Annotated in this window: 21 protein-coding genes; 5 read left to right on the top strand and 16 right to left on the bottom strand. The window is 36.9% G+C overall.

The genetic code is table 11. The features are described 5' to 3' along the window. Positions 1–27 precede the first annotated feature (27 nt). Both AC3A54_RS09695 and AC3A54_RS09700 read right to left on the bottom strand, forming a co-directional pair. Positions 28–1,770 carry a phospho-sugar mutase gene (locus tag AC3A54_RS09695; protein WP_487654293.1) on the bottom strand — a complete coding sequence of 581 codons (1,743 nt, stop codon included), beginning with the start codon at positions 1,768–1,770 and terminating at the stop codon, positions 28–30. 146 nt (positions 1,771–1,916) lie between these two features. Beyond that, positions 1,917–2,303 carry a YhcU family protein gene (locus AC3A54_RS09700; protein WP_487654294.1) on the bottom strand — a complete coding sequence of 129 codons (387 nt, stop codon included), beginning with the start codon at positions 2,301–2,303 and terminating at the stop codon, positions 1,917–1,919. 257 nt (positions 2,304–2,560) lie between these two features. On the opposite strand from AC3A54_RS09700, the gene AC3A54_RS09705 reads away from it, so the two are divergent. Beyond that, the gene (locus tag AC3A54_RS09705; protein WP_487654295.1) at positions 2,561–3,484 is read left to right on the top strand and encodes an RluA family pseudouridine synthase; all 924 of its coding nucleotides are present in this window, start codon (positions 2,561–2,563) and stop codon (positions 3,482–3,484) included. Between the two features lie 75 nt (positions 3,485–3,559). On the opposite strand, the gene AC3A54_RS09710 is transcribed toward AC3A54_RS09705, so the two are convergent. Continuing rightward, on the bottom strand, positions 3,560–3,814 hold the full coding sequence (locus tag AC3A54_RS09710) for a GlsB/YeaQ/YmgE family stress response membrane protein (RefSeq protein ID WP_308080709.1): 255 nt from the start codon (positions 3,812–3,814) through the stop codon (positions 3,560–3,562). 538 nt (positions 3,815–4,352) lie between these two features. Between AC3A54_RS09710 and AC3A54_RS09715 the strand changes: the two genes are divergently transcribed. The 3 genes from AC3A54_RS09715 to AC3A54_RS09725 all read left to right on the top strand — a co-directional run bounded on the left by AC3A54_RS09715 (position 4,353) and on the right by AC3A54_RS09725 (position 6,669). Beyond that, positions 4,353–4,970, top strand: a complete 618-nt coding sequence (locus tag AC3A54_RS09715; protein ID WP_309866175.1) for a DUF47 domain-containing protein — start codon at positions 4,353–4,355, stop codon at positions 4,968–4,970. A gap of 11 nt (positions 4,971–4,981) precedes the next feature. Continuing rightward, positions 4,982–5,983, top strand: a complete 1,002-nt coding sequence (locus AC3A54_RS09720) for an inorganic phosphate transporter (RefSeq protein WP_335533578.1) — start codon at positions 4,982–4,984, stop codon at positions 5,981–5,983. A gap of 110 nt (positions 5,984–6,093) precedes the next feature. Then, positions 6,094–6,669, top strand: a complete 576-nt coding sequence (locus AC3A54_RS09725) for a YitT family protein (RefSeq protein ID WP_413302438.1) — start codon at positions 6,094–6,096, stop codon at positions 6,667–6,669. Between the two features lie 53 nt (positions 6,670–6,722). Here AC3A54_RS09725 and AC3A54_RS09730 read toward each other — a convergent pair whose 3' ends face one another. The 12 genes from AC3A54_RS09730 to deoR all read right to left on the bottom strand — a co-directional run bounded on the left by AC3A54_RS09730 (position 6,723) and on the right by deoR (position 20,045). Then, the gene (locus AC3A54_RS09730) at positions 6,723–8,258 is read right to left on the bottom strand and encodes a sensor histidine kinase (protein WP_487654296.1); all 1,536 of its coding nucleotides are present in this window, start codon (positions 8,256–8,258) and stop codon (positions 6,723–6,725) included. Continuing rightward, the gene (locus tag AC3A54_RS09735) at positions 8,248–8,616 is read right to left on the bottom strand and encodes a response regulator (protein ID WP_308080714.1); all 369 of its coding nucleotides are present in this window, start codon (positions 8,614–8,616) and stop codon (positions 8,248–8,250) included. Before AC3A54_RS09735 ends, AC3A54_RS09730 begins: the two co-directional genes overlap by 11 nt. Then, on the bottom strand, positions 8,613–11,864 hold the full coding sequence (locus AC3A54_RS09740) for a hypothetical protein (protein WP_487654297.1): 3,252 nt from the start codon (positions 11,862–11,864) through the stop codon (positions 8,613–8,615). The genes AC3A54_RS09735 and AC3A54_RS09740 overlap by 4 nt, the downstream gene beginning before the upstream one ends. Then, positions 11,861–13,270, bottom strand: coding sequence for a glycosyltransferase family 2 protein (locus tag AC3A54_RS09745; RefSeq protein WP_487654298.1), 1,410 nt, complete (start codon positions 13,268–13,270; stop codon positions 11,861–11,863). Before AC3A54_RS09745 ends, AC3A54_RS09740 begins: the two co-directional genes overlap by 4 nt. Before the next feature lie 2 nt (positions 13,271–13,272). After that, positions 13,273–14,310, bottom strand: coding sequence for a HEAT repeat domain-containing protein (locus AC3A54_RS09750; protein WP_487654299.1), 1,038 nt, complete (start codon positions 14,308–14,310; stop codon positions 13,273–13,275). 1 nt (position 14,311) lies between these two features. Continuing rightward, on the bottom strand, positions 14,312–15,931 hold the full coding sequence (locus AC3A54_RS09755; protein WP_487654300.1) for a GGDEF domain-containing response regulator: 1,620 nt from the start codon (positions 15,929–15,931) through the stop codon (positions 14,312–14,314). 233 nt (positions 15,932–16,164) lie between these two features. Beyond that, entirely contained in the window at positions 16,165–16,968 is an 804-nt protein-coding gene (gene proC / locus AC3A54_RS09760; RefSeq protein ID WP_487654301.1) for a pyrroline-5-carboxylate reductase, read from the bottom strand. Between the two features lie 19 nt (positions 16,969–16,987). Further along, positions 16,988–17,500, bottom strand: coding sequence for a DUF3189 family protein (locus AC3A54_RS09765; RefSeq protein WP_487654302.1), 513 nt, complete (start codon positions 17,498–17,500; stop codon positions 16,988–16,990). A gap of 123 nt (positions 17,501–17,623) precedes the next feature. Next, positions 17,624–18,022, bottom strand: a complete 399-nt coding sequence (locus tag AC3A54_RS09770; RefSeq protein WP_487654303.1) for a cytidine deaminase — start codon at positions 18,020–18,022, stop codon at positions 17,624–17,626. 25 nt (positions 18,023–18,047) lie between these two features. Next, entirely contained in the window at positions 18,048–18,218 is a 171-nt protein-coding gene (locus tag AC3A54_RS09775; protein ID WP_335533597.1) for a DUF1427 family protein, read from the bottom strand. 22 nt (positions 18,219–18,240) lie between these two features. After that, positions 18,241–18,915, bottom strand: coding sequence for a deoxyribose-phosphate aldolase (gene deoC, locus AC3A54_RS09780; protein WP_487654304.1), 675 nt, complete (start codon positions 18,913–18,915; stop codon positions 18,241–18,243). 185 nt (positions 18,916–19,100) lie between these two features. Further along, positions 19,101–20,045, bottom strand: a complete 945-nt coding sequence (gene deoR, locus AC3A54_RS09785) for a DNA-binding transcriptional repressor DeoR (protein ID WP_487654305.1) — start codon at positions 20,043–20,045, stop codon at positions 19,101–19,103. A gap of 149 nt (positions 20,046–20,194) precedes the next feature. Here deoR and AC3A54_RS09790 point away from each other — a divergent pair, with 149 nt between their 5' ends. Continuing rightward, complete coding sequence (locus AC3A54_RS09790; protein ID WP_487654306.1) at positions 20,195–22,369, top strand: MMPL family transporter; 2,175 nt, start codon at positions 20,195–20,197, stop codon at positions 22,367–22,369. Between the two features lie 19 nt (positions 22,370–22,388). Here the strand turns inward: AC3A54_RS09790 and AC3A54_RS09795 are convergent, their stop codons facing one another. Beyond that, positions 22,389–22,730: a cupin domain-containing protein gene (locus tag AC3A54_RS09795; RefSeq protein WP_335547885.1), complete on the bottom strand. Its 342-nt coding sequence runs from the start codon at positions 22,728–22,730 to the stop codon at positions 22,389–22,391. Between the last annotated feature and the right edge of the window lie 483 nt (positions 22,731–23,213).

Raw genomic sequence — 23,213 nt, forward strand, 5'->3', positions numbered from 1 at the left:
GAATGGATGAATGACAATCTCATACTCTTATCGCTCTTGAATCATTTTCATTTTTCTTTCCACTACATCCATAAAGTCTTTTTCCACTGCTTGAAGTTTCAGCTTACTATCCTCCAAACGATCACTGTTTACACCAAAGTAGAATTTAACCTTTGGTTCAGTGCCTGATGGTCTTAAGCAAATCCAAGTACCGTCTTCAAATGTATATTTTAGCACATTAGATTTAGGCAGCTGAATCTTCTCTTCTTTTTTATTAGTTAACCGAATACCAGTTAAATAATCCTCCGTTGTGGCGGTCTTTAAGAAACCTAAATTTGTTAATGGCTCCATTCGGAAGGAAGCTAGTAGACTTTGAATCATTTCTGCTCCTTCTTTCCCCTTTAATGTTAACGATCGAAGACCTTCCTGATAAAAACCGTATTTTTCAAACACCTGCATCATTCCATTATAGAGGGACAAGCCTTGTTTTTTATAAAAGGCACAAACCTCTGTGGCTAAGAGAGCAGCCTGAATGGCGTCTTTATCACGGGCAAAGTCGCCGATTAAGTACCCATAGGACTCTTCATAACCAAATAAGAAGGTATGGTCACCTGTTTCTTCATACTCTTTTATTTTCTCAGCAATAAACTTGAAACCTGTTAAAACGTCTATTGTTTCAAGGCCATACGCTGAGGTGATTTTTCTTCCTAACTCAGAGGTAACAATCGTTTTTAAAACCACTCCATTTTGAGGCAATGTTCCCTTTTCTTTTTTCTGAGAAAGGAGATAATCAAGCAATAATGCCCCAGTTTGATTTCCAGTCAGAACGACATACTCTCCTTCCTCATTAAGTACCGCGATACCAAGACGGTCTGCATCTGGATCGGTTGCAATTAGTAGGTCAGCTCCCACTATTAAGCCATCGCGGATAGCTAATTGAAAAGCAGCATGCTCTTCCGGATTAGGACTTTTCACTGTAGAAAATTCAGCATCCGGAAGCTCCTGTTCCTTTACAACTGTTACATTTTTATACCCTAATGCAGAGAGTGCAGCGCGAACCGGCTTATTGGCTGTCCCATGTAATGGTGTAAAAACCACTTTAACATTGGCCTCTTCTGAGAGATTGGGATTCTCGGAAATCGTTTTGAGTTTTTCAATATAAGCTTGGTCTATTTCCGAACCGATTGTTCTAATTAATCCAGCAGCTCTTAATTGATCTTCACTGCCGACTTCAATCAATAGCTCGTTTTCTATTTCATTGACCTTTGAAATAACCTGATCAGCCGGAATGGGCGGAAGCTGACCACCATCTGATCCATACACTTTGTACCCATTATACTCTGGTGGATTATGGCTGGCAGTTATGACAATACCAGAAAAGGCATGTAGGTACCTTAAGGCAAAGGAAAGTTCAGGGGTCGGTCTTAATTCGTCAAATATATAGGTTTGAATTCCTTTGGTAGCTAGTGTTTTTGCAGCCTCCAAGGCAAACTCAGGAGACTTATGACGTGAATCATAAGCAATAACAACCCCTCTTTGTTTTGCTTCTAATCCTTGTTCCTCTATGTATGCAGCTAGACCTGCAGATGCTTTACGAACCGTATAGATGTTCATTCGATTTGTACCTGCACCAATCTCACCGCGCATTCCGCCTGTTCCAAATTCTAAATTCTTATAAAAAGCCTCTTCTAGTTGTTTTTCATCATTCTCCCACTCTTTTAGTTGAGCTTGTAATTCAGCATCTAAGCCTTCGAACTCCATCCAGCTTTTTGCAACTGTTTTCCAATTCATTTGTTCCCCTCCTCATCCATCTATTTAATATTGTTTCTAAGTAATAGCCTGATACTCCTTTAAAAATCACTCAAAATAAGCCGACAATTTTTGCAAAAAGTGTTGAAATAGAAAAAAGCCTGATTTGCATCAGGCTCGGTTTGTTCCTATATTATTAATTCATTATCAGCTTTTGTGTAAATACTAAGCATTGAATGTCTCATGCTTTTCACACTGAGAAATTGTTCAAAATCAAAAGGGAAGGATAATCCAAATTCTTCAAGTGTGTCCACATTTTTATTGTATAGTGCAGCATATTGTTCATCCAACGGAGAAGATTCAAGAATGGAAATTAATGTTTGTATACATGTCATTACCTGAAAAGCATCTTTTAATGTGCTAAAATCTTCAGTAGGATGTAAAATTCCTAATTGCTCAAATTGACAAATCTCTTCGTCACTAAAATAGAGGGGAAAAATATTAGAGTAAATGTACCTCACCAGTTCATTGATTTCTTCTTCTTGACTTGGTGTCGAGGCAAAAACAATTTTCACTTATAACCCACCTTTGCCATCGCTATATTCTGTCGTATTATATAAAATAAGAATAACATAATTTACGAGGATAATCGGTGGTAATTGTAACCACATTTCAAAGCGGAAGCGCCTTGGTCAGCCCCGACAGGCAAATGTTCTTCGGCAAGAAAAGTCCGTATTTTGACTTTTATTGCCGAAGGTTATTTGACCCGAGGGGCTAGGCGCTGGAGCTAGACACATAGAAAAGCGGAAGCGCCTAAAATAAGGAGATATATATGCTTAAAACAATGCGTAAGGGCGAATGGTTTCACATGGTAATACCTAATGAATGGGAAGGAAAGACACCAGAAGAGGTGTTCCGTCAAATATGGGAAGCTCCTAAGAAATTAACTTATAGCTTTAGAATGGAAAATACAGTTCTATTAGATGGAAACCGGATCAATTGGACTTTACCATTACATTCCGGCAACGTGTTACAAATCAAACTGTTTGTTGATGAGCCACTTACTGTGATCCCTCAATTCCATGATATTGACGTAATCTACGAGGATGACCATGTAATGGTGGTAAACAAGCCCCCATTTATGAACACTCATCCAAATGATATTACAACGGACCACACTACACTGATCAACGCCCTTGCTTTCTATTTACAATCAAAGGGAGAAGATAGAAACATTCGCCAAATCCACCGATTAGACCGAGATACTTCAGGGGCAATTTTGTTTGCTAAGCATGCCTTAGCAGGAGCAATATTAGACAAAATGCTGGAAAAACGGGAGATAAAGAGAACATACATAGCTGCGGTACACGGTCTGATAAGACCAAAAAAAGGACGAATTAATAAGGCAATTGGCCGGGACCGCCACCATGCGACGCGAAGAAGAGTGTCCGATACTGGACAGGAAGCTATTACTAATTATCAGGTACTAACTGAGGATAAAAATAAACATTTTTCGATTGTAAGATGCTGGCTTGAAACTGGAAGAACCCATCAAATAAGAGTCCATTTAAGCCATTTAGGTAACCCTTTAATCGGTGATACACTTTATGGTGGAGAGGAAATAGTGAATCGGCAGGCATTGCATGCGGCGAAGCTTGAATTCAATCATCCTCTTACCCAGGAACTAATTACATGCCATGCCCCTATTCAAGATTTACAAAACCTGTTTCAATCCATCGATATTTACTCGTTGTAATGTGGAAGTAAACATAGTATGAAGAAAAGCCTCCCTATTTCAGGAGGCTTCTCTTAATCCAGGTATATTTTTGTATTAATCGGCTTTTCTGAAGGCTCTCATTACAAAGCTTAAAAGAAGAACCAACACTGCAGCTCCAATTATTGCGGGAACTATAGCAAAGTCAGCTACATGCGGACCCCAGTTTCCTAAAATTGCTGTCCCGATCCATGCACCAACAAATCCAGCAATAATGTTACCTATAATTCCACCAGGAATATTTCTTCCAACAATAAGCCCAGCTAACCAACCAATCACTCCGCCTACAATTAATGCCCAAATAAAGCTCACTTTAGAACACTCCTTTTTAGTATTCATCATTTCACTTATTTATTAGCATTTACCACTTCTCAGGCAGTAGTGGAAAGTTAATTCTTGCTGCCTGTACTAATAAAGTACCCAGTTTTCTTTTTTATACTCCTAGGAGAACTAATATAATAAGGCTATGTTAAAGAACATTGTTGATTTTTATCCCCTGTTGATTGGAGCGGAAGACGCGAGACTCCTGTGGGAGTACGGGTCAGGGGAGACCCCGCAGGCGCTAACGCCGAGGAGGCTCGCCGAAACGCCCACGGAAAGCGAAGCGTCTGGAGCGGAAATCAACAGACACGTTTAACAGAGGCAATAACAAAAATAATTAAACAAACTGTATACATAAATTATTGAACCAAGGCAAAAATAAAAAAGAACTTTATTTAGCGAGATGTAGTTATCAGAAAATTCTAATGTTAAGTTTTTGTAAATTTCGTAAAGATGGTTTCTTTTTTCGACATATTTCATATAAAATAGCTTAGGGTTGTACATATTTAATTTAATGGGGGTAATCCACATGGCATTAAAGAAAACTGATAAGTTCTCAGTATTACTTAGCAAAATTTCCGCTAACTTGAAAGAAAGTACAAATTTCTTCACAGAATATAAGTTGAAAAACGTAAGTGATTTGAAAATCTTCTCTGAGAAAATGAAGGAATTAGAAACTAAGGGTGACTCTTTTGTACATGAAGTCATTAAAGAACTGAATGATGCCTTCATTACTCCAATCGAACGTGAAGACATTCTGCACCTTGCAATGAGTATGGATGATGTCCTCGACGGTCTTGAGGGATGTGCGGCACTATTTGAAATGTATTCCATAACAAATGCTGATAACTTCATGATTCAATTCGTAGATGCCATTCAAGGAAGCGTCCATGAAATTGATAAAGCTGTTGAATTACTTTCCAATAAAAAACTAGCTCAAATTCGCGAACATGCAATTAAAATTAAGGATTTCGAATCAAAATGCGATAATATCCTACGTCAGTCTATTAAGAATTTATTCACAGTTGAAAAAGATCCAATTCGCATTATTCAATATAAAGAAATTTATGAAGAACTTGAGGATATCGCTGACTACTGTCAAGCAGTTGCCAATACTCTTGAAACCATCATTATGAAGAATGCATAAGGAGCAAAAATATGAGCCTTGTTTTAATTTTAACCATATTAATCGTTATTGGCGCTCTTGCATTTGATTTTATTAATGGCTTCCATGATACTGCAAATGCGATTGCTACCTCTGTTTCAACTAAAGCATTAAAACCACGCCAAGCTATTTTATTGGCTGCCGTAATGAACTTTGTTGGTGCACTTACATTTACGGGTGTTGCTAAAACAGTTTCTAAGGATATTGTTGATCCATTCATGTTACACAATGGTTCTGTTGTTATTCTTGCAGCATTACTTTCAGCTATTTTTTGGAACTTACTTACTTGGTATTTTGGAATCCCAAGTAGTTCTTCTCACGCAATTATTGGGTCAATTGCTGGTGCAGCTATTGCAGCAGAAGGGTTTAATGTCCTGAACTATACTGGCTTTATTAAAATCTTAGAAGCACTTATCATTTCTCCAATTTTAGCATTTGTAGTTGGTTACATCATTTACAGTATTTTTAAAGTAGCATTTAAAAACTTTAATTTAACGAAAACGAACCGAAATTTCAGATATATTCAAATTGCCACTGCGGCATTACAATCTTATTCACACGGGACAAATGATGCTCAGAAATCAATGGGAATCATCACTCTTGCTTTAATTGCCAACAACTATTTACATCCAGATGCGGGAATCCCATTCTGGGTTCAATTATCCTGCGCCATTGCAATGGGATTAGGTACTTCTATTGGTGGATGGAAAATTATTAAAACGGTTGGCGGTAAGATTATGAAAATCCGTCCAATTAACGGTGTTGCAGCCGATTTAACTGGAGCAGCAGTTATTTTTGGTGCTACTTTTGCTCACTTACCAGTAAGTACAACACATGTTATTTCTTCAGGGATCTTAGGTGTTGGTTCTGCACATCGCCTAAAGGGCGTTAAGTGGGATACCGCACAGCGTATGCTTATCACATGGGTTATTACCCTTCCAATTACTGCACTAATAGCAGCAATCAGTTATTTTATTCTAAATTTATTCTTTTAAGATTGAAAAAGCAGCTGAACCTCAGCTGCTTTTTTTTATTGTTCACTTCTAAATCATAGACTCCCACATATTTTTAATGTAAAAGGACAAGGTTGGGGCTGATCTAATATATGAAACAAAAAATCGCTGCAATGCTGCTTGGGAGTTTACTACTAAGTCTTGGAGTAAATGGCTTTTTAGTACCATACCAGCTCTTAGATGGTGGTGTCATCGGGTTAGGGTTAATTATTCACTACTTTTATGGTTGGCCAACGGGACTGAGTATCATTTTATTAAGTTTACCTCTCTACGTACTTGCGTGGTTCTTCGAGAGACGTTATTTTTTTTATAGCCTCCATGGGTTAATTATTTCATCCTTTTGTATCGATTTATTTTCATTTATAAATGGGAAGATTCATCTTGATATACTGCCAAGCACAGTAATAGGTGGGATTCTGGTTGGAATAGGAATTGGCCTTATGCTTCGCTATGAAACAAGTACAGGAGGTACAGATTTATTAGCTCAAATATTAACAAAATTTACTTCTATCAATATTGGCATTATCATTTTTTTGATTGATGGATTAGTTATTACAAGCGGCATTCAAGTCGTTGGATTAGAAAAATTTTTCTACTCCCTTCTTACCATCCTCTGTGTTGGGTTAATGACAACAGTTACGGTTTCTCGAAGACCCGAAACAAATTAATGAACTTTATCTTTAGAAAAGAGGCTGGCTCCATTTTTTGAGCCAGCCTCTTTTCATTGCAAATTACTACTTGACCGTCTATTTTTGAAGTTTGGAAATACAACGATAAAAATGCTTCCTTTTCCCAATTGGGATTGAACAGTTATTTCTCCACCATGAGCGATGACAATCTCTTGGGCAATCGCTAAGCCTAAACCTGTCCCACCAATTTTCCGTCTATCCGAGTTATCCACCCGATAAAATTTTGTAAATAACTTGTCAATTGAATCTTTTGGAATACCCAATCCGTTATCCCTAACAGCAATTTTTAATTTCCTATCACTTTTAAAGACTTGAATCTTTATATTCCCACCCTCCGGAGAATATTTAATAGCATTATTTATTAAATTTGTGAAAACCTGAATGATTTTTGTCTGATCACCCAGTATGACGGGATGGGCTACAAAGGCTTCAAGCGTAATATCATGGTGTCTGGTTGTCATCTGCTGAACCTCAATTACCTTCTCTAAGAGCGGTACCACTTCAATATACCTTTTCTCATAAGATTGTTTACCTGACTCCAAACGCTGCAAGTCGAGAAAATCATTGATTAAAGCTGTAAGCCGTTTGGCCTCATTAAAAATAGTGGTAAGATATTTTTCTTTTCGCTCTGGTTTTAATTCACGGTGCAGCATTAATTCAGAAAAACCTAAAATACTTGCTAATGGTGTACGTAATTCATGGCTAACCGTATTAACTAATTCTGATTTGATTTTCACAAGTGAATCTAATTCTTTATTTCTCGCGATCAATGACTGCTCATTTTCTTGGACCTTTACGACCATTTTTTGAAAGGCATATGATAAAGCACCAATTTCATCGTCGCGATTCATATAGGTAGGTATGACCGCATCTTTTCCATCAGCAATATCATTTGCAGCAAAGGTAAGTTGGGTTAAAGGCTGTCCAACTTGTTTTAACATTAAGCGAATAATCCTTAACAATAACAACAGAATGAAAAAGATAAATAAAACAAAACCAATTTGAATATAGGTTTTAATCCTTATTAGTTTTTGATAGAGAGTTTCACTGTCTTGATCAATGTCATGCAAATAATTATTCATGAATTGTCTAAATTGAATAACCCTCGCTGTTCCTTGGTTATTTGCTATGTTTACCACTTCTTCTTTATTTCCCGTTTCATATTCGTGAATGACTTTAGGAAGCGTGTCATAAAAATAATATTGTGTAAAATCATGAATAGTAGCTAGTAATTGTCGATCTTGCTTAGTAGTAGCATGTTTAGTTAATTCAATGACCCGACTCTTTATTTTAGGCTCTTGTGCCAATGCATTATCTCTCAAATTTGGATTATCATAGGCAATATAGCCTCGAATATCGAATAATGCTTGATTAAAATAATCATTTACTTCCACTGCAATTTTCTGTTTTGCTTTTAATTCATCACGCTTCGTAATATAGGAGTTATTTAGAAAGTTTTGTGTTGCCAATAATAGCGTTGAACCAATAACAAAACAAACAAGAAAGAGTCTGGTGAGTGTGACGAATCTTTTTACTAAACTTCTTTTAAAAACTAATTTACTTTTCATTAAAGATTTCCTCAACCATTTGCAAAAGCTGACTTGGAATAAATGGTTTTGTCATGTAATAATCTGCGCCTGCCTCAAACACCTTCTCTTGTTCGAATTGCTGGCTTTTTGCAGATAACATCAAGATTTTTGTATGGGTATGTTCAACCATTGGCTTAATCTTCTGAATGACTTCAAGTCCCGTTAAAAATGGCATCATATAATCTAATATAATTAGATCGTAGAAACTTCGTTCGATGAATTCTAAAGCCTCCTGACCATCCTCTGCTTCATCTACTTGATATTCCTTCTCTTCGAAAGTATCAATAATTAGCATTCTTAATATTTCTTCATCTTCCGCTAATAAGATTCTTTTCACTTCAAACCATCCTCAATATCTGTCTTAAGGAACGTATCTGCCATGATTTGATAGGATTTCTTCAACCGTTCATAATAGACCGGTGAATCCCAAGGCTTCCAACTAAACAAATAACTTTCTTTTTGACGGACAAGATTTCCAGTTACTTTCGGATATGATTGTTGAATTTTCCCTCCTTTTGTTGTTACAACAGCTGTTCTGATCCCTTTTGTTTCTAAACTACCGGATAATCCTTGTTTCCAAAAATCCCCCATTACTTCTCTTAGGCTCGGATCTTTAAAGTTTAGGAGCTGCCAAGGTATACGCACCTCAATATTTTTGTTGTCACCACTAATACTAATATCCGTTAATGAATCAAACTTTTTATTAGAAGGATTAGCATTTCCAAAGCGAAGTACGCCCGTTTCATAACTCTGAAACGGAATAACAGTATTCGTTGTGGGAATGGTTAACTTCTTGTATAACGCCAAACGAATAGGATGAAAAATGCCACTTTCCTTCTTGTTAGCATAAGGCTCTTCTGGAACCATATGTAAGAGTGCTGCATACTGAAAGTAGAAGGTGTCATAATAGCTATCTACCATTACCCGTGAATCATTAGGTCCATTTATCTTAACTAAAAAATCAATTCCATAGTCTGAACGGATCTTGGAATCCTTCGTTAATGCAATAGTAGACTGACCTTGGTTATCTATTGTATCTAATAACAAATAAATTCCATCCTGTTTATAGTCCACTGGCTGATTATACTTTAATAGAAAATACACATAGCCACTGTTAGTGGTCATACGTACTTCACTTAAAGAGTCCTTCCTGTTGCTTGAATGGTAAATAGGCTTAACGCCTGCTAAGTCCCAATCCTTGGTCTCACCATCAACAATAACCTCTGTTTCCTTCTTCCCTGGTTCAAAACCAAGTAAACCAAAGTGCTGCTCATTAGTTTGCTGGTTATCCCAGTAAGGCCTGCGATCCGGATTATCAAAATCCATGGTATTCCATGTACGCTTAAACCACTCATCCTGCCAGGTAAAAACAAGACCACCCGCATATCCTTCACTTACAATGGAGTGATATAACTGTCGATCAATCTTTCCTTGTTCTTCTTCTGAATGGAAACCTTGATTCATTCCATTGGTATTTTTGTGTGTTAAGCCTCTGGAGGATGGAACTCCGAACTCAGCCACTAAAACCGGCATGTTATGGGCTTCACGCAGTTCATGTAAATATCCAGCATAATTGCTTTTCTTCCCACTAGAATTAACATAGTTGGTATATTTCGGTTCATAGTTAAGAAAGTCAGGATAATATGGATAGATATGATAGGAAGCAAACAATCCTGCATGAAAATTGTTCGTTGCTACAATATGATTGGGATTGATTGAAACCATATCTTCTGTCTCAAGCGGCTCACTCGGATGATTCAACAAGTCTGTTGTTACCCAGTTGGTAAAGCTAAGCGAGTGCTGCCATCGATATTGTTTCGACTCATACTCTGAAGCATAGTCAAGTAACCCTGCGAGCCAAATTTCAAAAGGATTGCCTTTTTCCGTTTTAAAATATTTTCCACTGTATTGTCCAATAGCAGCATGCTTTGCATTTGTGTTGGTTACCATGGAAGGGTCCCACTCGGTTCCTATTATCATTCCAAGTACATAATTAGAAATATCATATTTATATACGCCCGATGCATGTCCTGGACGGGCAGGCAACTTAGCGTTTCCATGAATAATATCAATCATATTTTTTATTTCTAATCTCGCATCCTCAACGTTCTCGGATGCATATGCATCTTGAGTACGAATTAGATTTTCCTCATTCACCCATGTACCATGCATGATATACAGCGGTTTATTTGCCATTTGATTATATTCGTAAAAGGCTTCATAAAATTGTGGAGGATGGAGGGTATAGACCCTTATTGCATTTGCATTCATCGCACCAATTTCTTTAAACCAGCGGAAATATTCCTCTTTTGTAATGGCTGTTTCCCCAGGAAAATAACCGGGCTTACCAATCCCCATATTGACCCCTTTAATCAAGAAATCCTGCCATTTTCCATCCTTTTGTATTTGAATATAGGAATCTCCAGTTTTTGAATTAAGATTGATTCCGTCTTGTTTAACCAATGCTACTTTTTCTTGTGTGGTTACCTGATGTAAGCCATTTTTAAGAATATCCTTCATCAGTGGCACATAGGTACTCCAATAGAAGGAATCTCTTGCCCCTATCGTTCTTTTCCAAGTATCAAAGCCCTTTGTTTGATAAATTTCTGGAACCTCCGCTTCATCAGCATAATCACCGGAAAAATAATAAGACGAATATCTCGCATTTTTGTGATATATGACAGCAGGAAACGTGGAGGGTATACCGTAACCTTGTAACTGTTTTTTGGCCTGCTTTGTTACTGGAAGGCTGTAATTGGCTAATACTTCGGTATGATTTTTGGGGCTTATAATATCAAACCAATACTGATAATTGCCTTTCAAATTACTTTTGAAATGTTTTTCCCCATTTTTCGTCAAACTTAAATGAAGTCCATCATCCTTAATATCCGCTTTACTAATGACCACAATAAAATTACTTTTACTTACAAAAACAAAACCCTCTCCAGTAAATGTCCATTTCTTGTTTTGTTCTTTATAATGTGTTTTCACCCATTCTGGTACCTCTGTTCCGTCAAGGTCTGAAAAATAACGTCCAATCCACCCTGACCATTCAACGTTTAATAAATTAGAAATTTTGTCTTTAGCCTGCTCTGATGTTGGACTAGCAAATGTATTAAATTCTGCTATCAATGTTTTACCTTTAGAACGTAATAGTGCCTTTTCAATTTGATTGATTTCGCTTGATGTTAATCCTCCAAAGATTTTTTCTGATCTTTCACCAGAAGGATTTTGAGCAAAAAACTCTTTCTCATACACTCCATATTGGTCGGTCAAATAGAAAACATCATATGGGTTTAAGTTTTTCGGTAAAGAGGAGATTGAATATTTCTGATCCTTTAGTGGTTCAAACCCTTTATAATCAGCAGTCTTTGAATACGGTTGATTTCCGTTTTTAAAGTATTTCGCATTATTTAAAATCCAAACTAATCCCTTATGCTCCCGATAAGATTGGTTTGGAACCGTTTTGTCTAAAATGAGTACATTCAACTTATTTGAGGGCTGAATTTTCCAAAGCCAAAAGGGGCTAGTTATAATGACGATTAATACTATGGTATAGATGATAAGATACGTTTGCTTTTTCATTCTGAAACACCTTTTCTTTTCATTTCTCCCCAGCTTTTATCACCTATTACCATCTGCCATATTCCTTCACATCTCCAAAGCACGGTTAGTGGACGATACCATAGCGTTTCTGTTAGGGAATATAGAAAAAGTTTTACTATATCTGATACTTTTGGGTATTTTGTTAAACTCCACTCTTCTAGTAAAACGGCAGCCATTGAAAAAATCGACCCGTATAAACAAGATAGAAGAAACAGTAAAATAGAATATTCAATGTAAATTCCCCCCAGGAATAAACATAAAATCATAAAAATATAGCCGGATAATTCCACAATCGGCCCAAAAAACTCAACAATCCAAAAGTACGGAAAAGCTAGGAATCCTATTGAACCATATTTAGGATTAAAGGTTAATTTTTTATGTGTCCATAGGCTCTCAAATAGCCCTCTGTGCCAGCGTCGTCTCTGTCTCCGTAAATAGGTAAGGTCCTCAGGTACCTCTGTCCAACAAACGGGATCAGGGACATACACGATTTTCTTTTTTTGTCCTTTTTCCTTTAAAAGCCGATGCATACGTACAACTAATTCCATATCTTCACCAACGGTATCCACCCTGTACCCGCCCGCAGCAATCACCCAATGCTTTGAAAAAACGCCAAATGCACCTGAAATGATTAAAAGAAGATTATGCCTACTTAGACCTATCCTGCCCATTAGAAAAGCACGTAAATATTCAATGATTTGCATCACCACAAGAGGCTTATCAGATAGCCCGATTTTATGAATATGACCATTTTGAATTTGGCAGCCATTCGCTATTCTCACGCTTCCACCTGAAGCAATAACCTCTTCATTTGAATCAATAATAGGCTTCATAACCTTTAAGAAGGCGTCTTGTTCCAAAACAGAATCACCATCTAGTGAGCAAAAATAAGGATAGTGAGAGAAATTAAGGCCGACGTTTAAGGCATCCGCTTTTCCTCCGTTTTCCTTATCGACAAGAAAAAGATTTGAAAGGATTTCAGATTGGTATATTTTTTTAATGGGTTTCGAATCCACTTGCTTTCGAATGACCTTTTTTATTTCCTTCATTTCATAATGCTCAATTATCTTTTCAAGTGTGAGATCGGTAGACCCGTCATTTACAACAATGATTTCATATGTTGGGTAATTAACACTTAATAAAGACCGAACGCTCTGAATAATCCCTGCCTCTTCATTGTAAGCGGGGACTATAATAGAAACAGGCTTCGTATAAAATTCATCCATATAATCTTCATAAGCCTGTACTCTGTCCAGCTGGTATTCCTTTCTTAATTGAAATAAAGAAATAACCAAAATGGCTGTGTAAAAAACAATTACGATTATCATATAAACGGCTATAAACCAAGCAAAAACTGCGACAATATCTCCCCATTGAAAAATCATGGTTATACTCCTTTATGAAGCCATTCCCAGGCCATATCTTTCGCGAAGACATCATTTGATGTTTCAAAGACGGAACGCAATATTTCTTTTCCATTAGTAAATTGATCAATGGCTTGCCCAGCTTGTGAACGGACCCACCAGGATTGATCATGCAACAACTCAATTAATCTTTGAATTCCTCTTTCTTCCTTTAAAGAACCTATTAATTTGGCTGCAACCATTCTTTCTTCCCACTTATTGGAGTATAAAAGTTCTAAGTACGGCTCAACATTTTTTACATAGCCGATTTCCGCCAATGCCTTTAAAGCCCTTAGTTTAATTTCTCCTTTATAGCTTTCAAAAATCCTCTCTAAAAAAGAGAGATACGTCATCTCTCTTTTCAGGGAAATGATATCAAGAATTGCCTTCTGTAGGGATATATTGCTTTTATGAAAATGGAGAATAAATTGATCGAATTGTCTACGTTCCGTACGAATTAAAATATTACGGTAATCGTATTCAGATAAATGGTCAAACTCCTTTGTAAGGAGTTCAAACATCTGCTTGGAGTGAAACTTGGCAAGAATTCTCAAGACATGCACAAGCTCCTCACGTGACATTCGTTTCCTACTTAATAATCTTGAGACGTCTTCTAAAAGATGACTCATTTGAAAATCCTCAATATGATAAAGCGTATTCATCCGAGTACTCCATCTTTTGCTTTTAAGTTGCCTTCTATAATAATCCGTTAAATATAAGGAAGCGAGTTCAGACAAACGCGATTTTTCCTCTTCCCCTTCAAGTAAGGTAGTATACCTACTTAGCAACTCCTCTATCGCCTTTTGCTGCAGTGCTGTTTCTGGAGTAAGTCTCCTCGCATAACTTCCTTCTGTTAACATAAAAAAAAGGAGAGGGTTATATTGTACTTTGTAGTTACTAATCCTCTCCCTTCTCTTAATATCAACTGCTTTTCGAATAGTTAAGTATCCTAACAAAATGAACAACATGCCAAAGATGGAGAGTGTTAAGATTGAAAGGAAAAACAATTCAAGATTTTGCATCTTATTTCATCCTTTTGATAAGCCTCTGTATTCTTGCTTGCAGTTCTTTTATACTGAAAGGCTTGGTTACATAATCATCTGCACCGAGCTTTAGTGCTCTTTCAATATCGGACTCACTTTTTCTTCCCGTTAACATTAAGACATGCATATTCCTATCCTTTTTTAGTCTTTTCACCTTTTGAAGTATTTCTATCCCGTCCATTACAGGCATCACACCATCTAAGATTAGAAAATGCTCCCCTGATTCTGCGATCCGTTTCGATTCAAAAAATTGAACTCCATCTTCGAATGCTTCCAGGTTTAATTCAAAATGGTCAAAGTCCATCACCTTAAGTATTCGTACCAACATCGTTCGAATGATGGCATCGTCATCAATAATTGAGACAAACAATGTTTTTTTCGATAATTCGATTGGAGAATGATTAATCACTTCAACTCTTGCCCTACCATTTTTCTTTGCTTGATATAAAGCTTGGTCCGCTATTTTTAAGGCCTCTTCCAGCCGAATATCTGGATTATGAATGGTAAACACTCCAGCGGAAAAGGTAACGGTAAATATCGATTCATTTTTTTCAAAATTTGTCATACTAAACTCTCTTAAGAGACGGGAAACAATCTCGACAGCATCATTTTGAGCAGTATTTTGAAAAAGGATGACAAACTCTTCCCCGCCATATCTAAATGCAATATCCGAAGTTCTTGTATGCTCCTTTAAAAAGTTAGCAAATGTGGAAAGAACATAATCCCCAGTGAGATGGCCGAATGAATCATTTATCTGTTTAAAATGGTCAAGGTCTATGATGGCTATACTAAATAGTTGTTTGTTCCGAATTAAATCTTTAATATTTCTATTAAAAACATCATTTAAAAATTTCCTGTTGTAAAGTTTCGTAAGCTCATCTAGCATCACTGATTGGTCGTATAATTTTTTTCGTGTTAGAAGCCGTTCTACCCTGACGGTTAATTCCTCCAAATCAATTGGCTTTTCAATAAAGTCATCTGCGCCCAACTTGTAAGCCTTCATTCTTGTTTCGCGGTCATTTAAAAGACTGATCATAATTTTTGGAACAAATTTCTGCTTGTTATGCTCATTCAAGTCATTGAGGACTTGAAACCCACTGATGTCAGCTAAATTTATGTCAATAATTACACAATCAGGATTTAAATCATAGTAATGGGCTATTGCCTTCTCTGGTGTGGTGTTTGCTGCAACCATCCAGCCTTTTTCTTCAAATGTGTCCTTTAACAAAATAAGCATAGAAACATCATCATCAATAATTTGGATTAGAGGGAGATGGTCGTCGTGACGAATTTCTTTGTTTTCCCCTATTTCATAGAAGTTTTCAAATTCATAGGAAAGATTAATTAAATCACCAAGAAAATTCATTAACTCTTCTTTTTCCCATTGTTTATAATCTGTTTCTTCTATCTGTTCAATTAGTCTCCCTGAAAGTTGGTGAAGCCCTCCCAGTTGAAGGGTTCCCGAACTTCCATGGACCGAGTGTAGAAATCGATATACCTCTGAATTGGAAATTTGTGATTCTTCCTTTGCTTCAAACCACATGGAAAATTGACTCTTTATCTTTTGAAACAGTAAGTTTTTATATTTTGTAAAATCCATACCCTCTACACCCCTATTTGACTAAAGCAAAAATCCAAAAATAGTTCATTTCGTGTTCAACTATTATTCCCAATATCTTCGTTCCTTGTGTATATTGAGTTTATAATTTTTTGATTAATGATACAACGAATTACCTACAGAAAAACGAGAAAAATGACAAATAAGGAAGAATTTTGTCGAATTTCTCGTTTGTAGATAAAAAAAGACCCATTTACATGGGTTCTTGAGTTTACTCACTTTAAATTTTTAATCTTATTTGTACAGCTCTCCATAGCAGTAAGAATGGCTCCACGAAATTGTTCTTTTTCGAGAGCAGCAACAGCTTCGATCGTTGCACCTCCTGGGGTACATACATTATCTTTCAGTTCTCCAGGATGCTTTCCCGTATCAAGAACCATTTTAGCTGCGCCAAGAACGGCCTGGGCTGCGAGACGATAGGCCTTATCTCTCGGAATTCCTTGTCTAACGCCTCCATCAGCCAAGGCTTCTATGAACATATATACATACGCTGGCGATGACCCACTTATAGCAGGGATGGCATCCATTAGTTTTTCCTCTAGGCGCTCACTTTGACCAAAACAGTGAAATAATTGCTCCACTTCTCTGATTTCTTCCTCGCTAAGGACATCATTGGGACATAATGCACTCATTCCTTCCCCCACTAGGGATGGCGTATTTGGCATTGTCCGAACGGCTTTTACTCGATAACCAAACCATTGTTTTATATCTAAAAGTGTAATGCCTGCTGCAATCGTTATAATAATAGCATCTTTCTGGATTTCCTCTTTAATTTCAGAAATAACCAATTCATGAAGATCTGGTTTAACTGCTAAGATCAGTATATCTGAAAATCTTGCTACCTCTTTATTATTTAGGGATGTGAGGATTCCATATTTATTCTCCACTTGTTTAATGGTTTTTTCAGTCACAGCACTAGCCATTATGTTTCGTTTAGGAATTACATTTGAAGTGACTAACCCTTCCATCATTGCTTGAGCCATTTTCCCCGCTCCGATAAAACCTATATTTTTATTCATTTCTCTCAGCACCTATCTTCTACTTATACATTTCATTTTCCAATATAATCACTTTCTCTGAAAAATTGGTCCTTCCAATATCTTTTGTATTTTCTACTAACTGATAAATACTATCGCAGCACTGTTTAGCCCCTCTCACTAATAGTGGAACACCAATAAAATCAATATGTAACCCTCTAGAAAAAAAGCCTCCTATTGACATAACAAAGGGAACGGTTGGTGAAGTATTGGAAAATACAATTTTTTCATCAAATTTAAATTTCTCTTGTAATAATAAACTCATATCTTTCATTGCTGGAACAACATATTTATTTCTTTTCCGTCCAATCGTATAAACGGAGTGGCCTTCCTCGTCAACCCCGTGGAAAATAAGTTTTCCAAAATCCTCCTTTGTTAATTTGTTGAAATATTTCACATTTAAAATTTCCTCAGTTGTTAGTTTCCGTTCAGATTGAGGTAATTGCTTTAAGTGATAGGCCGCAGCCAATGAAGTCGTATGTGTCCCGCCATAATCATTATAAATATAAATCATCATATCATCCCTTAATTTATATTACATAATAGTATGTTTATTTTTTTCATTCTCAATGCAACGGACGACAAAAACAAAAAAAGAGAAGCTAATCTATCGATTAACTCCTCTTTTTACATTTGTTTACTTTTGTAAATCTTTTGGAGAAAATGCCCCTGGAAGTAGGTCTCTTACTTGAATTTTTTGGACATCGCCTCTTAAATTTGTAAGAACAACTTCCATCTCAGGGTCACATAACTCAGAAATCACCTGACGGCAAGCCCCACAAGGAGACACAGGTCCCTCGGTATCTGCAACAACTATAAGTGATTCAAATTGGGTCACACCCTCTGAGTATGCTTTAAACAAAGCTGTTCGTTCAGCGCAGTTCGTCATGCTGTAAGCTGCATTCTCAATGTTACAACCGTGAAAAACCTGACCATCTTTTGCTAATAAGGCTGCACCAACTTTGAAATTTGAATATGGCACATAGGCAAACTCTCTTGCTTTATTCGCTTCTTGGATAAGTTCTAATTTTACCATCCTATTCACTCTCCGCCAGGGAATTTTAATGTTGAATTAACTTTGTAATCCAGTCTAAAACAATACCACCAAAATACACACCGAATACCCCAACTACAGCTGAAAACACAGGAGGTGCAGGTAAAGGTAATTTTAAAAACTTAAATAGCATACCAACAATTAAACCAGCAATTAATGCCATAATAACATCTTTCATCTCGGTACCCTCACATTATATATTAATAATTACTATAAGAAAGCTCACCTTTACTAATTGACACACCAGAACTTGCTCCAATTCGAGTAGCTCCTGCTTCCACCATTGCTAACGCATCTTCACGACTGCGGACACCACCAGATGCCTTTACACCGATTTCTGGACCTACTGTTTCTCTCATAAGTCGGATATCTTCCACTGTTGCTCCACCTGTTGAAAACCCTGTAGATGTTTTCACAAAATCTGCTCCTGCTTTAACAGATAGCTCACATGCTCGTACCTTTTCTTCTTTTGTTAACAGACAGGTTTCAATGATGACCTTTACTATAGCTTTCCCTTTTGCTGCTTCAACAACCGCACGAATATCTCTCTCAACCAACTCATCTTGCTGATCTTTAAGCGCAGCAATGTTGATGACCATATCAATTTCATTTGCCCCATTTTCAATAGCATTCTTAGTTTCAAATGCTTTTGTTTCTGGAGTAGATGCTCCCAGTGGAAAACCAATCACAGTACATACTTTTACTTCTGGAGTGCCTGCAAGCATATCTGCTGCTGTACGAACCCAAGTAGGATTTACACACACGGATGCAAATAAATATTCTTTTGCTTCTTCTACTAATGTAACAATCTCTTCCTTTGTTGCGTCTGCTTTTAATAATGTATGATCAATCATTCTTACGACATTTTGTGTCATTTTAAAATCCCCCATGTCCTTTTAATAAATTTATATAAAAGATTAATAGTTTTTTATCACAATGTAACTATAACAAGTGCGTGAACATTTGTAAATACTTTTATGAACAAATGTAAAGTAATGTTCAATTTCTCGACCGACAACAAAAAAACTGCCTAATTTGCTTAATGGCAGTTTTTTTATGTTTACTTATCGAGTAGGAATTTAGCTGTAAATTGATCCGTAATAAGAACATTTGCATATTTTCCTTTTAATGCCCCGTATATTCCATCTATTTTATTTGGTCCCCCAGCAACAAGAATGGAATATTCCTTCTTCCTTAGCTCATCAAGATTTACTCCAAGCGTTCTTTCATTCAAGCTTTCATTACAGATTTCCCCATTCTTATCAAAGAAACGAGAACAAATATCTCCGACCGCCTTCCCATACAGTGATTCCAAGTCGCTCTCTGTAAAATAGCCCAATTGGAATAGTAATGAATCTGTTTTTATGGGACCCATTGTAAATAAGGCAATATTCGCTTGCTTCCCTAATTCAAGAATCTTTCGAATATGGCGGTCAGCTTCCATCGCTTGTTTGACAACTACATGGTCTACAATAGCTGGTAATGGAAGGTTGTGGGGGGCTGTATTATAGGCCTTCCCGAATAGATATAAGATTTCAGAAGCATACGTATTTGTTTCAGCGTAACTTACTCCACCTTTTAATTGAACGACCTTTACATTTTTTACAAACTTCTGTTTCAATTCTGTGGCAACATGATAAATGGTTGTTCCCCAGGTGACCCCGATTATGTCATCATCCTTGACTATTCCATCAAGATACAACGCTGCTTTTTCGCCCAGATAATTTTTAATAATATGATCATCATATTGAGGAATGGAAGCTACCATAGCTTTCTTTAAATTAAATCGTTTTTCTAATTGTTTGCCTAAATTTTCAACATCCTCAGTAGGATCCATGATATTAATTTGAACAATTCCATCACTCTTCGCTTGTTGTAGTAATCTAGAAACAGTTGGACGGGAGATGCCCAACATTTTTGCAATTTCATTCTGATTATAATCCAATAAATAATATAATTTAGCTGCTTCAATGACCTTACTTATCTTTTCTTTATCCACCTGCATCACCTAAATAGTTATATATTTTCTTTATTGTAACAAAAAATAGGAGCGAGTTCATCATTACTTTACATTTGTAAAATTCCATTTGAACATTTTATCGTAAAATGATAACGACTAAAGTTGGAAATAGTATGATAAAAGGAGGTTATCCCATGGAAAAATTAGGAGGACTTCTATATGCCTATAGAAAATCGGTCCTATTAGGATGGATCATAGCCATCGTCTTTTTTGGCATTTTCGCCTTAAAATTGCCCTCTGTTTTAAGCGGAAATGGATTTGAATATAAAGGTGAATATAGTGAAACAAGAAAACTGCTTGAAAGAGACTTCGGCCATGCAAAATCCTCTATCATCCTTGTTTTTGAAAAGGAACCAACTGTCAGTAAAGAAGGCTTTCAAGAATTCATCCAAGACACTTATAAAAATTTACATGACTTTAAAGCTGCCACGCAGAAGACTTCTCCCTTAGAAAGAGATGGGATGATAAAGGAAAATGTAGCTTATGGTCTTCTAACATTTAACCAAAAAGCAGAAAGTCTTGGAAATGAGATTCATCAACTAAAAGGTATCCTCCACACTAAAAAGGGCTTAAAGGTCACAATGACTGGAGAACCCATTATTGTTCAGGATCTAAATGTGGCGAGTCAAGAGGATTTGGCAAAAGCAGAAATGATTGGACTTCCTATTGCCTTAATCGTGCTGATTTTTGCTTTTGGTGGTCTCGTTGCTGCTTCATTACCGATTATCATCGGGATCGTCTCCATCTTAACCACTATGGGAACGGTCTATTTCTTTAGTTACAATGCAGATTTATCCATTTTCATATTAAATATCGTTCCCATGATTGGACTTGCCTTGAGTATCGATTTCGCTTTATTGTTTATCAACCGATACAAGGAAGAAGTAGCAACTAAACCCGTTCAAGAGGCAATTAAGATTACATTTGTTACTGCTGGACGGTCGATTATCTTTTCGGGATTGTGTGTGTTCATTGGGTTGTCAGGCCTTTGGTTTATCAAAATTGATATTTTTCAAAATGTTGCCCTTGGAGGCATGACGGTTGTATTTATTTCTGCTTTTTGCGCGTTAACTTTCCTTCCTGCCGTACTGGCCTTAATAGGAAAGAATATAAATAAACTAAGCCTGCTACGGGTATCCAACCACAAAAGAAGTGTTTGGCATAGCTTTGCAAAATTTGTCATGAGACGCCCTTTTCTTATGACGGCTTCAGCACTTGTTTTTCTTTTAATTGGATTGATTCCAGTGAAACAAATGATATTGGCCATTCCTGGAACAGAATCCCTTCCACCAAAATACCCTTCAAGGGTAGCTTTAGAAACCTTTAAAGACCAATTCATTGCAAAAGAAAAGCGGGATGAAAAAAAAGTGACGCTGGTGCTTGAATCTAAAGGAAACATTCTTGAAACTCACAATTTAGAAAAGGTGAGCCAAGTGATACAAAAATTAGAAAAGGATCCTCTTGTCAATGCAGTAGATTCACCTTTTTCAGTCACTGGTGTTTCGGATAATGTTCAACTTCAGCAGTTTCTTACCCATGGGGAGCAAAGAAAAGTAGCCCCAATCGTAGACTATTTTATAAGAGATAATAAAATGCTGTTAGACGTGTACTTAAAAACAGGTGAGCATTCATCAAAAGCACGGCAATGGGTACGTAACTGGTCCAAGAAGGATTTAGGAATGCAAGCCTCATTTGGTGGTCCGATTAAATTCGAGGAGGAAATATTCTCTGAAATATTTCAAAAAGCTCCCTATGGATTACTATTAATTGTCGTCTCAACTTTCTTTATTCTAATGGCAGCTTTCCATTCGCTCCTTATCCCAATCAAAGCAATACTAATGAATATCTTAAGTCTTGGTTGTACGTTTGGGATTCTGGTATGGATTTTCCAGCAAGGGCATTTGGGAGTAGATCCCGTGGAAATTGCCTTAATTTTACCGGTATTTGTTTTCACTCTTGTTTTCGGTCTTTCCATGGATTATGAAATTTTTTTAATCTCAAGGATTCAGGAGTTTTATTTAAATACAGGTGACAATAATGAGGCAACCATTTTAGGGTTGACTTACACTAGTAAGATTATTACTTCTGCAGCAGCCATCATGATTGTTGTAACTGGAGCGTTTGCCTTTACTGGAGTTATGCCTGTGAAGCAATTGGGAGTAGGAATTGCTATCGCCATTTTTATTGATGCTACGATCGTAAGGATGGTGTTAGTTCCTGCCTTAATGAAGTTATTAGGGGATTGGAATTGGTGGTTTTTTGGGTTAAATATGAATAAACAGTTGAAGCAAAGGAAAAAGCCAGCCTAGTGATGTAGGCTGGCCATTTTTAAATATTTTTAGCATAATTTTCATTAGGATATTTGCTTAATACCACATACAAGCTTACTGGCTCATTACCGTTATTTTTGAAGGACATTTCTTCTTCACTATTTACATGGATTAAGTCTGCTTCGGACACTTCAGAATATTTCCCATCAATGACGATTGTTCCCGTTCCTGTTACGACAAAAATGTATACTTCGGTACCTGGATGCTTATGAATAGGGAGCTGTTGACCTGGCAGGAAGTTTAGAACGAAAGCTGTGGTTTCACCTTTTTTATACATAACTCTTTTGGTAAATCGCTCTTCACTATATTCCATATATGACTTAACTGAATTCTTTTCCATCAATAATTCCTCCTTAGCATCTTTCTACACTTATTTTAATTGAAAATCATTTTCAATTAAGTGAGCCACATCACATTATCTTGTATGACACAAAAACTATATTTTAATCTCTGCTTTTTTGGGAATAGTTGCTCTGACCAGTTACCGTTTTCTCTCTTTTTTTCCCTTCACGGGCACTAGTCACTCCCACTAGTTACCGTTCCTTCTCTTTTTCTCCCTACTCGGGCACTAGTCGTCCTGACTATGCGAACGTCCCCCCTTCTACTTCAGGCAATTCGGGCTCATAGAACTTGTCTATGCGACCGTACCCCTTCTCTTTCATGTAATTCGGGCTCATAGAGTCTGTCTATGCGACCGTAATCCTTCTCCATTAGGCAATTCGGGCTCATAGAACCTGTCTATGCGACCGTAACCTTCTACATCATGTAATTCGGGCTCATAGAGTCTGTCTATGCGACCGTAATCCTTTACCATCAGGCAATT

The organism is Neobacillus sp. Soil_C_43 (assembly GCF_057656715.1).